General features: G+C 58.2%; 16 protein-coding genes. 10 read left to right on the forward strand and 6 right to left on the reverse strand.

Translation table 11 applies throughout. The features are described from left to right. Nucleotides 1-110: 110 nt before the first annotated feature. Both CKO25_RS00380 and CKO25_RS00385 read left to right on the forward strand, forming a co-directional pair. Nucleotides 111-2,699 (forward strand): circularly permuted type 2 ATP-grasp protein, encoded by a 2,589-nt coding sequence (locus CKO25_RS00380; protein ID WP_200385931.1) that lies wholly within the window; start codon nt 111-113, stop codon nt 2,697-2,699. Next, on the forward strand, nt 2,696-3,646 hold the full coding sequence (locus CKO25_RS00385) for a transglutaminase family protein (protein WP_200385932.1): 951 nt from the start codon (nt 2,696-2,698) through the stop codon (nt 3,644-3,646). The genes CKO25_RS00380 and CKO25_RS00385 overlap by 4 nt, the downstream gene beginning before the upstream one ends. A gap of 152 nt (nt 3,647-3,798) precedes the next feature. Here CKO25_RS00385 and CKO25_RS00390 read toward each other — a convergent pair whose 3' ends face one another. Continuing rightward, a complete protein-coding gene (locus tag CKO25_RS00390) occupies nt 3,799-4,353 on the reverse strand; it encodes a gamma carbonic anhydrase family protein (protein ID WP_200385933.1) in 555 nt (184 codons plus the stop codon). 34 nt (nt 4,354-4,387) lie between these two features. Continuing rightward, on the reverse strand, nt 4,388-5,146 hold the full coding sequence (locus CKO25_RS00395; RefSeq protein WP_200385934.1) for a GNAT family N-acetyltransferase: 759 nt from the start codon (nt 5,144-5,146) through the stop codon (nt 4,388-4,390). 306 nt (nt 5,147-5,452) lie between these two features. On the opposite strand from CKO25_RS00395, the gene CKO25_RS00400 reads away from it, so the two are divergent. Beyond that, nucleotides 5,453-5,797: a hypothetical protein gene (locus tag CKO25_RS00400; RefSeq protein ID WP_200385935.1), complete on the forward strand. Its 345-nt coding sequence runs from the start codon at nt 5,453-5,455 to the stop codon at nt 5,795-5,797. A gap of 180 nt (nt 5,798-5,977) precedes the next feature. Continuing rightward, complete coding sequence (gene cls / locus CKO25_RS00405) at nt 5,978-7,414, forward strand: cardiolipin synthase (RefSeq protein ID WP_200385936.1); 1,437 nt, start codon at nt 5,978-5,980, stop codon at nt 7,412-7,414. 94 nt (nt 7,415-7,508) lie between these two features. Here the strand turns inward: cls and CKO25_RS00410 are convergent, their stop codons facing one another. Continuing rightward, nucleotides 7,509-7,685 (reverse strand): PLDc N-terminal domain-containing protein, encoded by a 177-nt coding sequence (locus tag CKO25_RS00410; RefSeq protein WP_200385937.1) that lies wholly within the window; start codon nt 7,683-7,685, stop codon nt 7,509-7,511. A gap of 158 nt (nt 7,686-7,843) precedes the next feature. Here CKO25_RS00410 and CKO25_RS00415 point away from each other — a divergent pair, with 158 nt between their 5' ends. The 3 genes from CKO25_RS00415 (at nt 7,844) to CKO25_RS00425 (ending at nt 9,871) form a co-directional block, all read left to right on the forward strand. After that, nucleotides 7,844-8,350 (forward strand): mechanosensitive ion channel domain-containing protein, encoded by a 507-nt coding sequence (locus tag CKO25_RS00415; RefSeq protein WP_200385938.1) that lies wholly within the window; start codon nt 7,844-7,846, stop codon nt 8,348-8,350. Between the two features lie 70 nt (nt 8,351-8,420). Continuing rightward, nucleotides 8,421-9,272 carry a ZIP family metal transporter gene (locus tag CKO25_RS00420; RefSeq protein WP_371829690.1) on the forward strand — a complete coding sequence of 284 codons (852 nt, stop codon included), beginning with the start codon at nt 8,421-8,423 and terminating at the stop codon, nt 9,270-9,272. Between the two features lie 14 nt (nt 9,273-9,286). Beyond that, entirely contained in the window at nt 9,287-9,871 is a 585-nt protein-coding gene (locus CKO25_RS00425) for a TMEM165/GDT1 family protein (protein WP_200385940.1), read from the forward strand. 589 nt (nt 9,872-10,460) lie between these two features. Here the strand turns inward: CKO25_RS00425 and CKO25_RS20945 are convergent. Further along, nucleotides 10,461-10,781, reverse strand: a complete 321-nt coding sequence (locus CKO25_RS20945) for a transposase (RefSeq protein WP_242467239.1) — start codon at nt 10,779-10,781, stop codon at nt 10,461-10,463. A gap of 317 nt (nt 10,782-11,098) precedes the next feature. Between CKO25_RS20945 and CKO25_RS22110 the strand changes: the two genes are divergently transcribed. Next, complete coding sequence (locus tag CKO25_RS22110) at nt 11,099-11,359, forward strand: hypothetical protein (RefSeq protein WP_443080667.1); 261 nt, start codon at nt 11,099-11,101, stop codon at nt 11,357-11,359. Nucleotides 11,360-11,485: 126 nt separating this feature from the next. Here CKO25_RS22110 and CKO25_RS00435 read toward each other — a convergent pair whose 3' ends face one another. Both CKO25_RS00435 and CKO25_RS00440 read right to left on the reverse strand, forming a co-directional pair. Next, a complete protein-coding gene (locus tag CKO25_RS00435; RefSeq protein ID WP_200385941.1) occupies nt 11,486-12,094 on the reverse strand; it encodes a hypothetical protein in 609 nt (202 codons plus the stop codon). 4 nt (nt 12,095-12,098) lie between these two features. Further along, complete coding sequence (locus CKO25_RS00440; RefSeq protein WP_200385942.1) at nt 12,099-12,587, reverse strand: hypothetical protein; 489 nt, start codon at nt 12,585-12,587, stop codon at nt 12,099-12,101. Nucleotides 12,588-12,905: 318 nt separating this feature from the next. Here CKO25_RS00440 and CKO25_RS00445 point away from each other — a divergent pair, with 318 nt between their 5' ends. Beyond that, nucleotides 12,906-13,439 (forward strand): transposase family protein, encoded by a 534-nt coding sequence (locus CKO25_RS00445; RefSeq protein WP_200385943.1) that lies wholly within the window; start codon nt 12,906-12,908, stop codon nt 13,437-13,439. Next, complete coding sequence (locus CKO25_RS00450) at nt 13,366-13,839, forward strand: transposase family protein (RefSeq protein WP_242467298.1); 474 nt, start codon at nt 13,366-13,368, stop codon at nt 13,837-13,839. The genes CKO25_RS00445 and CKO25_RS00450 overlap by 74 nt, the downstream gene beginning before the upstream one ends. The last annotated feature ends 58 nt before the right edge of the window (nt 13,840-13,897 follow it).

Below are 13,897 nucleotides of genomic sequence, written 5' to 3' on the forward strand. Positions count from 1 at the left end.
TGAGGTGCACGCTGATGCCCACGCGGCGCCGATCGCACATACGCGACCTTGCGACGTTCGGGCATGACGTGTCTAATCATCCGTCAATGTTCGCACGATGAGAGTGGCCCATGTCTGTCCCCGATCTGGCAGCCATCCCGGGACAACCGGGTTTGGATGACGCCTACAGCCCGTTGCCCGGCTGCTATGACGAGATGCGGACGGCCGATGGCGAGGTCCGGCCGCATTGGCAATATGTTCTGGACGCTCTGCGTACGCTCGGCCCTGCTGGGATCGACGCGCGCTGGCGCGAAGCGGCGCGGATGGTTCGCGACAATGGCGTGACCTATAATCTCAACGCCGATGCCCAGGGGATGTCGCGTCCCTGGGAACTTGATCTGTTGCCGCTGCTGATTCGTAGCGAGGAGTGGGCGGAACTCGAACGCGGTCTGACTCAACGGGCAGACTTGCTCAATCACATCCTGCTCGATCTCTATGGGCCACGTCAGCTCATCCGCGATGGGTTCTTGCCGGCAGAGCTCATCGACGCCAGCAGCCACTATCTGCTGGCCTGTCACGGCATTGAACTGGCCGGAAATCGCCCCTTAATCCACTATGCCGCCGATCTGACACGGACCCTTGATGGCAGTTGGCGCATCATCGGCGACCGCACCCAGAGTCCGCTCGGCTTCGGCTATGCGTTGGAGAATCGCGTGGTGCTCTCGCGGGTGCTGCCAAGCATGTTCCGCGACTCGCATGTTCACCGACTGGCCGGTTTCTTTCGTTCGCTCCGCCGCACCTTGGCCCGGCTCGCGCCGCGCCGCTACGAACACGCCCGTATCGTGGTCCTGACCCCGGGGCCGGCCAATGAGGCCTATTTCGAGCATGCCTATCTGGCGAACTATTTGGGGTTTACGCTGGTGCGCGGCGGCGACCTGTCGGTGCGTGATGGTGCGCTCTGGTTGCGGACCCTGGGCCGGCTCGAGCGCATCGACGCGGTGTTGCGGCGGGTCGACGATAGTCGCTGCGATCCACTGGAGCTGCGCGAGGACTCGTTGCTCGGGGTGCCGGGTTTGGTCCAAGCGGTCCGGGCCGGCAATCTCGTGGTGGCCAACGCGCTCGGCAGTAGCATTCTCGAACACCCCGCGCTCCCGGCCTTCCTGCCGAAGGTGTGCCAGGAGCTGTTGGGCGAGGAGCTGCTGATCCCGGACATTCCAACCTGGTGGTGTGGTGACACCGCCTCGCTCGGACAGGTCCTCGAACGGTTCGATCAGGTGGTCATCAAGCCGCTGCACCGCGGTTCCGGTCCACGTTGCCTCGTTCCCGCGACCTTGGAGGCGCCCGAGCGGGCCGCATTGATCACGGCCATCAAGGCCAATCCAGCAGGCTATATCGCTCAGGAACACATTTGTCCCTCGACCGCCCCGGCCCTGATCGGTCGATGTTTGGAGCCCCGTTCCAGCGTCCTGCGGACTTTCCTCAGCGCCGAAGAGGACGGCTACACCGTGATGCCGGGTGGTCTCGGGCGGGTCACGCCAACCGCCAACGCGGCCTTGGACTCCAACCAACTCGGTGGCTTGGCCAAGGATGTTTGGATCGTCGCTTCCGAGCCGGAGCGCCAGGAGAGCCTCATGGTCTCGGCCGAGACCATGAGCCCCGCGGTGACTCAGGAGAGCGAGGTCTCCAGTCGGGTTGCCGACAACCTATTCTGGATCGGTCGCTATGCCGAGCGCGCGGAGGGATTGGTCAGGCTGCTGCGCATCGCCATCTTCAAGCTCTCCGAGCGCGGTGATTATCCGGAACCCATCGGTGATTCCTGTTGTTTGCGCTCGCTCTTGGAGGCCTTGACGAATCAGACGCAATCCTTCCCTGGTTTCGTCGGCGCCGGTGCCGATGAGCGACTGAACAATCCCGTGCCAGAGATGCTGTCGTTGATCGCGGATTCGAAGCGACTCGGTGGCTTGCCGCAGACGCTCGAGGCCCTGGGGCAGGCGGCCTATTCGGTGCGTGACCGATTGTCGGCCGATACCTGGCGCATCGTCAGTGATATTGAGGGCCATCTCGGTCGCCTGACGAAGGATCCCCCCAATCAGTTGTCGCTCGCGCTCGATGAACTCGACCCCTTGATCACCTCGTTGGTTGCTTTCTCGGCCTTGACGCAGGAGAACATGACGCATAACGAAGGTTGGCATTTTCTTGAGATCGGGCGGCGACTGGAGCGCGCATCGGCGACCGCCAGTCTCTTGCGCTCGACGCTTGTGCCCATCGCGGGCGAACCGGATGAGCACATGGTCATCGACGCGGTGCTCGGCGTCACCGACAGCCTGATCACCTATCGGCGACGCTATCGGGCGGGAACCCGGGTTGGTGCGCTCCTCGATCTGGTGTATCAAGACGAGGGTAATCCACGTGCGCTTGCCTATCAGTTGGTGCAGCTCGAGCGTCTGGTTTCGGAACTGCCCCGTGGTGATCTCTCCATGGGACGGACCACGGTCGAGAAACTGGTGCTCAAAGCACTCACGGGGATTCGCCTTGCCGAGATCGACACCCTGGTCCAGCCCGACAAGACCGGGAAGCGCCGCGCCGAGTTGGCCGCGATCCTAGCGGGCTTGGATCAACAGAGCGCGGCGATCTCGGATGCCATCACGGCTCAGTATTTCCGCCACGAAGAGCAGCCGCACAGCCTCTTGCGGCGATCAGCGGCAAGGTCGGACTCATGAGGTTCAAGATCAACCATGTCACGCGTTACGACTATTCCGAGCCGGTGTCGCTCTGTCACAGTATTGCCCACCTGAAGCCATCGGAGACCCCGCGCCAGCGTTGTCTCTTCAGTCAGATCCGGGTCGATCCCTGGCCCGCGGTGCATCGTGAGTACGAGGATTTCTTCGGCAATCGCGTCAGTTATTTCTCGATCCAGCAGGCCCATGACGCGCTCGAGGTGCGGGCCCAGAGCGAGGTTGAAGTGATGGCGCCCAACCTTCCGCAACCGGCTTCGACCCAACCCTGGGAGCGGATCGTCGATCGGTTGCTTGACCGCGATGATGCGCCCATGACCGATCTGCGGATCTTTACACTGCCCTCGCCGCTGGTGCCCGCCGACCCGGATGCCGTGGCCTTTGCGGCGGAGTCCTTTACCGCCGGGCGCCCGATCCTGGAGGCGACCATCGAACTCATGAGTCGCATCCACCGGGATTTTCGCTACGACCCAACCTCGACGACGATTGCGACTCCGCTCGCCGAGGTCATGGCGCAGCGCAACGGTGTGTGCCAGGATTTCGCGCACGTTGCCATCGCTGGTCTGCGTGGTCTGGGACTCGCCGTGCGCTATGTCAGTGGCTATCTGGAGACCTTGCCACCGCCGGGACAGGTCAAGCTCCAGGGTGCCGACGCCTCGCATGCCTGGTTCGCGGTGTTGATCCCGAACATCGGCTGGGTGGATTTCGATCCGACGAATGATCAGATTCCCGGTGAGCAGCACATCACGACCGCGGTCGGGCGCGATTTCCAGGACGTCACCCCGCTGCGCGGCATCTTCTATGGCGGCGGACATCACGATCTGACGGTTGCCGTGGACGTGAATCGGATCCCGCCCGTGCCTGCTGTTGATCCACCAGCGGTTGCTGATCCACCAGAGGAGCCGGCGGTGTCGCCGCCAGCCTCCTCCTGAACCGGATCATCCGCTGACGTCCTGCTCGGGAATGCGCGAGTGAGTTGCGCTGGCGCGGCAGGACGGCGCCCGCGGCCTGGTCCTGACCACCGGTCTGAACGGCACGACGGATCCCGCCCCGCCGACCGTCATGGGTGATCCCAAGTGGCGACTCACCCGATCGTTGGATCCGCCGCGCGATGTCGCGCCGCCAAGCGGACATAGTGCTCCGCGACATACTCCAGATACTCGAGTTCAGCGTTCTGCAGGGTGCGCACACGTCGCGCGGGCGCGCCGAGCCACAGCGACTCGCCGTCTAAAACCTGACCTGGGGTGACGAGAGACCCGGCGCCGAGCAGGGTGCGCGGCTTGAGGACAGCGCGGTCAAGCACGCGCGCGCCGATCCCAATCAGACAGTGCGAGCCGATCTCGCAGCCGTGCAGCACCGCTTGATGCCCAACGGTCACGCCTTCGTGAATCACCAGGGGTGCGCCACCTGGAAGAAAGCGACTGTCATGGGAAACGTGCAGAATGCTGCCGTCCTGCAGATTGGTCCGGGCGCCGATCTCGATGTGATGGAGATCACCCCGCACCACGCAGCCCGGCCAGACCGAGGCGTCCGGCCCGATCACGACATCGCCGATGACCACGGCGGTGTCATCGATCCAGGCGGATGGGTCGATGCGGGGTGCCAAACCCTCGAACGAACGGATGCGGGGTGTGGTCATCAGGGTCTCGATCGGATCGCAGGTCCCAAGGCGCTTATGCGCCCGCTCGTGATTGATGATAGCAGGCCTGGGCAGCCACCTCGTAGGTGGCCAATCCGGTTCGAACAATGCGCTCCCAAGCCTGGGTCCAGGTCGGTGATGGGAAGGCTCTCGCGGGCCGAGGTGGGCACGTGGCCGCCTGCTGGTGAGCCGGGACTGCCGGCGTCGTGGTTACCTCCCGCAAGGGGCACTCGTAGGAGAGCGTCCCATCATCGAGCCACCGGGCGCGGCCGCCAAGACGCTTGGCCAATGCCCGCATGGCATCATTCTCGGCGAGAACCTCACAGTGAAACCGATCGATCCCTTGTGCTTGAGCCGCCCTGCGCAAGTGCTCGAGCAGGATGCCACCGAGTCCTTGACCTTGCGCTCGATCGATGACGGCCATCGCCAACTCCGCGGTTTGCGCTCCCGGGGCGACGCGCACGCATCGTGCGATGCCAAGCACCTCGCTGACCTGGCCCTGTGCGTCGTGACGGACCGCTGCGAAGGCGAGATGATCACGCCCGTCGGTGTTGGTGAGTGTGGCGAGATCCGCGTCGGTCAGGGCCTGCTTCGCGCCAAAGAACCGCAACCGGCGTGACGCCGCGGACAGTCCAGCGAAGCAGGTTCGCAAGACGGACTCGTCACCTGGGCCGATGGCGTGGATCCAGCAGGTCGCGCCGGTTCTCAGCACCACCGGTTGTGCTTCTGAAGAGACGGTCAGCACGAACGGCTGAGGGTCACGGTCACTGTGGTTCAGGTCATGCTCGATCATGGTGGCATTCTCCAGCGGTTCACGACGGGTCTTGATCCGAGGGTTCCGAAACGAATGGTCGAGATCCAGTGGCGTATCATCGGATGTGGTCTGCAACGTATTTTGTGCACTGCAGCATAAGATGATGGCGGACGGAAAAGGTTCAAAGGCGATCGCAACGGCACTCCGTGCCCGGCATGCGATCACGTGCCTGTGGCGCTGGCCTCGCGATGCGGCCATCCGCGTGCAGGCGTGCCCGAAAGCGATGATCTAGGCCCTGAATTCCCGCACAATAGGGCTCAGCGCAACGCAGTCATGAGAGTTATCGTGGAGAAAACCTTTCCCCTGACGTGGGTCGCAGCGGGTCTCGGCCTGATCCTTGCGTTTATTTTGATCGTTGGCGGAGCGACTGGGCCCTCTGACGGCCCTCGGTTGCCCCTGCTCACACTCTTGTTCATCAGTGAGTTTGGTTTCCTGGTCACGGCTGGCGGGGTCTTTTGGGCCTTCCGGACGCGGAACCGAGCGGATCGTGAGAAGGGCCGTCTGATCGCTGCTGTCGCTTGCGTGGCGCTGGCGCTCGGCTTCCTGCTGGTTGGGATCAGCCTCTGGACCGGGATGGTGGGTGGGTTGCCAAACGTCGCCGGGCACTCGGGCAGCATGGCGCTGGGTTGAGCGACCCGCGGGTGTTGAGCCGTCGCCTCGGCGCGGATCAGCACTCCCTGGTCCTGCTGCCTGGTGCGATTTCGGACCGAGTGGTGTTGGGTTCACCCGAGGATGCGGTCACAATGAAACCGCCGCGCGTGGGTCCGGGCTCGCCCGGTGCCAGTCTCCCTTCAGACGAGGTTCGCGTTCGTGATAACGTTCAGCTTGATCCTGCATACCCTGATCCTGACCCTGTTCGTGGTTCGTGTCCTGTTGCGACGCAATCGCCAACCGGCATCGCGCATCGCCTGGATCCTGGTCATCATCGCGTTTCCCATCATCGGGGTGCTCGCCTACATCCTGTTCGGCGAGGTCAATCTTGGCCGTCGTCGCGCCGAGCGCATGCGCCGCATCGTCGCGCAGATCCCGGAACTCGCCTATGACTCCGACCGCTTGCTGATTCCTCCCGAGATCCCCGAAATCCATCGTCATCTCTTCCGGATCGGGAAATCAATCAACGGTTTCGACCCGGTCGCGGGGAATCGCGCAACCCTGATGGCTGACTCCAACGCGGCGATCGATGCCATGGTCGCCGACATCGATGCCGCGCGGCATTCAGTGCATCTGGTCTTCTACATCTGGCTTCCCGACAACAACGGCTTGCAGATGGCCGCGGCCCTGGAGCGGGCCGCGGCGCGTGGTGTGATCTGTCGGGCCATGGCGGATGATCTGGGCTCCCGCCGCATGATTCACTCGAGTCATTGGCGCCGCATGCAAGCCGCGGGCGTCCGCTTGGTGCGGGCCCTGCCGATTGGGAATCCGCTGTTGCGTCCCCTGCGAGGCCGCATCGATCTGCGCAACCACCGCAAGATCCTCGTCATCGATGATCGCATCACCTACAGCGGCAGTCAGAACTGCGCTGATCCGGAGTTTCGGATCAAGGCCAAGTATGCCCCCTGGGTCGACATCATGATGCGGTTCGAGGGTCCGATCGTGCGACAGAACCAGCTCCTGTTCGCCTCCGACTGGCTCGCTCACGTGGACGATGGGCTCGATGCCGAGTTACGACGCCCCGTGCTTGCGACCGAGTCGGCGGATGGCTTCCCCGCCCAGGTGATCGGGACCGGTCCCATGGTCCGTGCTTCGGCCATGCCAGAGGTGTTCGAGTCGCTGATCCACAGCGCCCGCGATGAACTGACCATCACGACCCCTTACTATGTTCCGGATGAGGCGATGCAGAGTGCCCTGTGCGCGGCGGGATATCGTGGGGTGCGCACCACGATCGTCTTTCCGGCACGCAATGATTCATTCGTCGTCGGGGCGGCGAGCCGCAGCTATTATGCGGATCTCATCGCCGCGGGAGTGCGGATCTTCGAATTCGAAGGTGGCTTGTTGCACGCGAAGTCGCTCACCCTTGATGGAGCCATCACCCTGATCGGGTCGGCGAACATGGATCGACGGAGCTTCGAGATCAACTTCGAGAACAATATTCTGCTGTACGATCCCGAACTGACCAAGACCATGCGCCAGCGTCAAGAGCACTACATCGCCCACTCCAGACCGGTCACCGCGGATATGGTGGATGCCTGGGGGCCAGGTCGGCGCCTTCTGAACAACAGCATTGCCATGATTGGGCCGATCCTGTGATGGGACCGAAGGCCTGCCCCGAGTCGCTGGATGTTGGATGAGGCCATTGCTTCGCCTCGGGTGGTCGCATCCAGCGACCCGGCTGGGACCAGCCTCAGCTTGGGCCGAAGAGGAACCACAGAATCAGACCGAGGACCGGCAACAGTAGGACGATCACAATCCAGATCACCTTCGATCCGGTGCCGGACGGGCTTCCGATGATTTTCACAATGGCATAAACGATCAAGATCAAATGAATCAGGCCGAGTAAACCTGTGACTTCAAGCGACATCACGTCCCTCCAAAAAGACCGCGAGATGGATTTCAACCACTCGATGCAAGACAGTTCCGATCGGATCAATCACGATGCAAGCGGTGCATGATGGCACACCTTGTTCGTGGTTCGCATGCCGCACGGAGTGTGGGGAAGGGATCTTGAAAAGCGCTTGCGTGATCTCGGAACAATCTGATCGCGGGGGTGGTGGCGTGATCGAGATGCCCTACCGACAGGGCGACTGGGTCGAGGTGAAGGGCAACTATGGTGAGGTGGTGAAGGTCAGCATGCGCACCCTGGAACTGGTCACGCCTGACGATACCCGTGTCTCCATTCCACATCTGCAGTTGTGGAACGAAGCGATTTTCAATGCCAACAATGGCGGGCCGGAACTGCAATGTGTCGCCGATTTCTACCTCCACCCACAGCATCGTGCGGACCAGGTGCGGCAGGCCCTGCACGATGTCGCCATCACCAGCCCCTATCTGCAGCTCAATCAACCGCTCGCCGTGGTCGTGCGTGAGCAACCCTGGGGAACCCATTATCGATTACGGGCCTACCCCGTCGATCCGCGCCAGCAGTTTCGTTTCGTGTCCGATCTGACCGCGCGGGGTAGAGTCGCCCTTCAGGCTCTTGGTGCCCAACCGGCCGCGGTCCCTGCGACTGTCACTCCTGCTGCGTGAGCCGCGAGCGCGTATGAACCAACACAGCGGACACCAAGCGCAGGCCTGGTCGCAGGCTGCCGCCATCTTGATGATCCTGGCCTTGATCGCGCTGATCGTGGCGATTGGTCTGGTGTGGCCCAGGCTGGAGCCGCGTTTGAGCGAGTTGAGCGTGCTGCAACTCGGTTTTCTCGCGAGTCTCGTGGCGGGTCTCTTGACCGGGGTGGGGGCATTGCCGATCTTCTTCGTGCGCCAACTCTCGAGTCAGGTTGAGGACTCGCTGATGGGCTTCGGTGCCGGTGTCATGCTCGCCGCGACGGCATTTGAGTTGGTGCTCCCGGCCGTTGCGGGCGCCGAGGCTCTGTTCGGGGATGACTGGATCACCATCGGGATCCTGGCCGTGGGGATCGGCGCGGGAGGTGCGGTGTTGCTCGCATTGCATCATCTGGTGCCGCATGAGCATTTCATCACGGGCCCGGAAAGTGGCGCTGATCCCGCGAAGATCCGGCGTGTTTGGCTCTTTATCCTCGCCATTGCCTTGCATAACTTGCCAGAGGGCTTGGCGGTTGGGGTCGGCTTCGGTGGCGAGCATCTCTCCGATGGTGTGGCTCTCGCCATCGGGATCGGGCTGCAGAATATTCCGGAAGGGTTGGTGGTCGCGATCGCGCTCTTGTCCCTGGGGTATGGCCGCTGGACCGCCTTCGGCGTGACCCTCTTGACCGGTTTGGTCCAACCATTAGGCGGCCTGATTGGGGCCACCGCAGTGAGCCTCTTCAGTCTCTTCCTGCCGCTGGCGCTCGCGTTCGCGGCCGGGGCGATGCTGTTCGTCATCAGTCACGAGATCATTCCCGAATCCCATCGTCAGGGGCACAAGGGTAAGGCCACGTTCGGCGTGCTCCTGGGCTTTGTTGTCATGGTGGCGATCGATATCGCGCTCGACTGAATCATGAGAGCACCATGCCATCCCTTGACCTTCTGACCGCAATCGTCTCGACCTTCGGTCTCATTTTCCTGGCCGAGATCGGTGATAAGAGCCAACTCGTGTGCATTGCCCTGGCCGCGCGGCACCGTCATGTCCCGGTGATGTTGGGTGCGGCCGTGGCCTTCGCCATCCTCAATACTCTGGCGGTCGTCTTTGGGGCCGCCTTGGCGCAATGGATCCCCGAGCGACTCCTGGCCGCGGCCGTCGCGATTCTCTTCGGGGTTTTTGGTCTGAAGGCCCTGATGAACCGCGATGAGGATGACGATCCGGATTGCACGACCTCGAGCAAGACGGGTCATGGGATCTTTGTCACGACCCTGCTGATGCTCCTGCTTGCCGAGATGGGCGATAAGACGCAACTGGCGGTGGCCGCGCTGACCGTGACCTTCCCGCCGCTCGCGGTCTGGCTCGGTGCCACCCTGGCATTGATCACGACCTCCGCGCTGGGTGTCTGGTTGGGGGTCCGATTCCTTCGCCGCATCCCGATGCGACAGGTGCATCGCGTTAGCGGCATCTTCTTCTTGGCACTCGCGCTCTTCGCGGCCGTGCGGGTGTTCTGAGCCTGGGTTGGGGCTGCGCGCCCTGACTTTGTCGGTTCTCCCGGATCTCAGCGGGTCATGTGATCATATCAATCAGTCACTTGATGGCGGTGCTCCGCAAAATGCCATTCGAGCGCTTTTTATGTTGTCTTTCGATCAGGATACGATTCAGGCTCTTTTAAATCTTCCTGACCTTGCGATTGACCGGGTCGTTTTAAATAATTCGAGCCTGGCCCCTTGTCCCTTATCCTCCCAGTGCAGGTTTTCAGTCATGCGATAATCCGATTTTTGGTTTGCGCCTAACGTAAGGATCAGCCACCGTCCGAAGTGCTTCGAGAGAAGCGAGCGGCGCTTTGGGCGGTCGGCTGGAGGCTTTTGTTGGGCGTCTTTGCATGCCAAACGGGACGTCCAGACGCGGACTGGCGAGCGGCGGCATCTGCCGCAATAGCTGCTGTATTGCCGTGGAACTTATCTGATATGGCTCTGCGGGTCTCATGTATTTCGTCAATCACGATGTCAGTCATCTTGTATATCCTCGCCTAAGAGGCTGTATAGAAAGTTCCGCTCAACAGAGCGGAGATTAAATGATGCAACGGAAGCAAATAAACTTTTAGTAAGCAATTTGATTGTGACAGATTTGACGAAGGAGTAAACGCGACGATGCGAGATCAACTTGCGACTCACTCGAACGAGGTTCTCTCTCATCATCCTGACTCAGTCGGCGTGACCGACTCAGCCAAGCAAATGTCCGCTCGACGACCCATCGATGAGGCAGCACATGAAAGCCTTGATGTCCTTTCTGCCTCTTCACAATCTCAAGATAACAATTCAATTGAGTGAAAACCCAATCAAACAGTTCACGACCAGAGTACCCACGATCAGCCCAAATGATCTTGACGCTTTGGAGCAGCACAAACAGTTTCAGTTTCATCAGGACCTGTCGAGCGGCTTTCCCACCGTAGATGTTAGCGGCATGTGCACACACGACGAGCAGCTAACCCATTGTATCGAATAAAATATATCGTTTCCTCCCCTTCGCAAGCTTGCCGCCATCAAACCCAGAGTCGATTGATGACTCCGGAGTTCCTTTGACACTTTGGCTATCGATCACGGCACCACTTGGGTCGGGATTTCGGCCTGAACGCTGACGCAAACGTGACCGTAGCGCCGCATTGATATGTTCTAGGAGTCCGCTGTGTGTCCATTGATGATAATAGTCATTGACAAAATCGTACGAGAGGAAATCTTTTGGTCAATATCGCCATGGACAGCCTGTCTTATTCAAATAGAACATCGCGTTTAACATCTCGCGAAGATCCACTTTACGAGGTCGCCTGTCTTGTATGGCTCAAGCTCGTTCAAAATGGCCTCAATGATCGCCCACTCTTCGTCCGAAAGGTCGCTTGGGTAGCGGATAGGCGTATGAGCATTCTCTTTGGTCATGTTCACTTCTCCGAAGTCAAAAGCGGCATTCGCATTATGATTGCCCATGCCTTCGGAGTTTTATGACATTAAATCAATAATTTAGTTCCTATACAGCCTCTTACTCCTAAATTTCAATTCCTTATACTACAATCCGGACACCTCGCATAGTCATTGACCCGCTCTAAGCAATCAGTGCATCATCTCGCAGCATCATTTTTTAGATGCAAGAAGTAGAGAGTCCGCGAGCTTCTTTGCATTAGTCAATGCGTAATCGGCAGATACCGAACCATTCTCGATGCCTTTAAATACTGACTGAACTTTATCAGATTCGATTACATCCAACTTGAGCAGCGTCGCATAGATTCCTGCAAGCTTAGCAAGCTGGGCTGCTGGGTTTCCTGCTACAGATGGGACAGTATCATAGGCGGCAACCTTTTTTCTTAGTTCAGCAATATACTTTTCTCGTTTAAAATCGTTATTCCAGCCACTTTTTACAAGCGTAATAATTCCTTTGGAAAGAAAAACCCCTAAGGCTGCTGCGCCGATGACAGGTAGTAATGGAGCAGCTACCACAGCAGTGCTAGTTGTCGTCACCGTTGCACCGAGCAAGCCGCCTAAAAATGTTGATCCCAAGACAGGGGCTGTCGCTGTCGATGCAGTCGTGACAACAGTTGTCAAAGCTGTTGACGTTACGGCAGCAGTGCCGGCGCCGGTGAGCCCCATAATGCCTATCTCGCCGACCCTTCCACCCAAATCACCAGAGCTTTTCTCGGCAGTCTCTAATGCTCGAATAAGATCTTCCTTCGAAAGCTTATCCATTTTCTTAGGGCCTCACTGGCTCAATAACAATCACGTTCAGGATGTCCCAGAGAAGACTCCAGAATTGCTTTGTAATCGTAATGAGATCTTCAATGATGCTATCGCCCACGTATTCGCCTCGTAGCACCTTGTCCAAACGATGCCCCCTGAGGGCTGTCATTGCTGTCAGTAGAAATGTCATAATCGGAGCAATGATTGGTCCGATGTAGGGGACAGCATTGGTTAACATGCCGAGCGCTAACCCTATTGCAAAACCTATAGCCATATTAGGATTTGCTCGAACAAACTGCACTAGTTTCAAGAGTATGATTTTACCAATATTTAAAATGACTTCTCCAACTTTGACAGTTTGATCCCAGAGGGAGTCCATACGAGTGACGACCTCCAGAGGTAAGCCTTGGTTGGAAAAATAAGCCATCGTTTCGACTCGATCTAAGCCAGAGGCTTCCGCTTGCAATGCCATAGCCTCAAATAGCGCCTTGTTTTTATCCATCTCCTTTCGCCTCTATTTGGTTGAAAAACTCACGCGTCTTGGTGGGTGTTCAAGTATTAAAGCTCTTTGCCTTTGATAATACGCTTGTTCTTTTGCATCCAGTTCTAGTTACCCGTTTCGCAGTCTTTGCTTTCCATAGCCTTCCTTACAGCCTCTTTCTCGCCGCGTACGTTTGCAAGTTCAGAGGCTTCAATGCCGTCCCCTTGGCCATAGCCCAGCCAGAAAGCCTGTACATTGCTTAGAGTTGTACCTTGTGCCTAAAGCCCTATCGCATATATCATAGAGTTTAGTGAGATCTGCTATTAAAGGCCTTAAACGATGACAGTCTTCGATCAATTTACCGAACTCAAACGCGATCGAACCATCAAAGCAACGATCGGCATGAGCCGAGAGAAATTTGACGACCTCGTTCCGGCCTTCGCTGATGCTTATGATCAAATGTTGCAGGAAAAACTCCGTAACAAGAAAATCAAATGCCTACCGAAAGGAGGTCCCTCGGGTGTTCTCGATACCCACGAAAAGCGCCTTTTTTTCGTCCTTTACTACCTTAAAACCTATCCCACTTTCGATGTTCTTGGATTTCATTTTAAACTCAGCGCAGGCCATGCACACGATTTCGTTGTGTTGTACTCCGAAGTGCTCAACCGCGCTCTTGAGTCCTTGAACGTCGCACCGAAGCGAACGGTTCAGTCACGCGACGAATTCAAGAATGTTGTTGAAAAATATAGCAATATTATCGTTGATGGAACAGAAGTTGCCTGCGTCCGACCATCGGATGATGACCATCAAAAGAAACGATACAGCGGTAAAAAAAAGACATACCGTCAAAGTTCTAACGCTCACCAATCATGACCTGAAAATACTTTATATGAGTCCAGTTTTTGGTGGCTCAGTACATGACTATATGATCATGAAAAAATGCCTGCCTCCACACATTTCTTGGTTTGAAGGCATGACCCTAAGAGCCGACCTTGGCTTTCTTGGCGCAGCAACTGATTATGGACGTGGAGCCGACATTCGTTTACCTCATAAAAAGCCAAAGCGATCAAAAGTGAATCCACATCCGCGCTTAACCAAAATTCAACAAAGAGCGAATCGTCATCACTCCAGTATCCGTGTCCTTGTCGAGCATGCGATCGCTAGAATCAAATCGTTTCATTGCCTCACGCACCGGATTCGGAACCAGTCATCCGCGCTCATAGATCAATTTTTTGGCCTTGCCGGTGGTCTTTGGAACTACAAAATATCATAAATTTCAACATCTAGACGTTCGTAACAACTCTCTTGTTTTGATACGTTGCTCTTGGGCC

Source organism: Thiocapsa imhoffii (assembly GCF_016583985.1).
GTDB classification, from domain to species: Bacteria; Pseudomonadota; Gammaproteobacteria; order Chromatiales; family Chromatiaceae; genus Thiocapsa; species Thiocapsa imhoffii.

Bases quoted from the DNA above. Each gene is read 5' to 3' on its own strand.
- CKO25_RS00385 (WP_200385932.1), top strand. From the start codon at position 2,696: ATGAGGTTCAAGATCAACCATGTCACGCGTTACGACTATTCCGAGCCG.
- CKO25_RS00450 (WP_242467298.1), top strand. From the start codon at position 13,366: ATGACCATCAAAAGAAACGATACAGCGGTAAAAAAAAGACATACCGTC.
- CKO25_RS00440 (WP_200385942.1), bottom strand. From the start codon at position 12,587: ATGGATAAAAACAAGGCGCTATTTGAGGCTATGGCATTGCAAGCGGAA.
- CKO25_RS00445 (WP_200385943.1), top strand. From the start codon at position 12,906: ATGACAGTCTTCGATCAATTTACCGAACTCAAACGCGATCGAACCATC.
- CKO25_RS00410 (WP_200385937.1), bottom strand. From the start codon at position 7,685: ATGTCGCTTGAAGTCACAGGTTTACTCGGCCTGATTCATTTGATCTTG.
- CKO25_RS00380 (WP_200385931.1), top strand. From the start codon at position 111: ATGTCTGTCCCCGATCTGGCAGCCATCCCGGGACAACCGGGTTTGGAT.
- CKO25_RS00390 (WP_200385933.1), bottom strand. From the start codon at position 4,353: ATGACCACACCCCGCATCCGTTCGTTCGAGGGTTTGGCACCCCGCATC.
- CKO25_RS00395 (WP_200385934.1), bottom strand. From the start codon at position 5,146: ATGATCGAGCATGACCTGAACCACAGTGACCGTGACCCTCAGCCGTTC.
- CKO25_RS00435 (WP_200385941.1), bottom strand. From the start codon at position 12,094: ATGGATAAGCTTTCGAAGGAAGATCTTATTCGAGCATTAGAGACTGCC.
- CKO25_RS00420 (WP_371829690.1), top strand. From the start codon at position 8,421: ATGATCCTGGCCTTGATCGCGCTGATCGTGGCGATTGGTCTGGTGTGG.
- CKO25_RS20945 (WP_242467239.1), bottom strand. From the start codon at position 10,781: ATGAAACTGAAACTGTTTGTGCTGCTCCAAAGCGTCAAGATCATTTGG.
- CKO25_RS00425 (WP_200385940.1), top strand. From the start codon at position 9,287: ATGCCATCCCTTGACCTTCTGACCGCAATCGTCTCGACCTTCGGTCTC.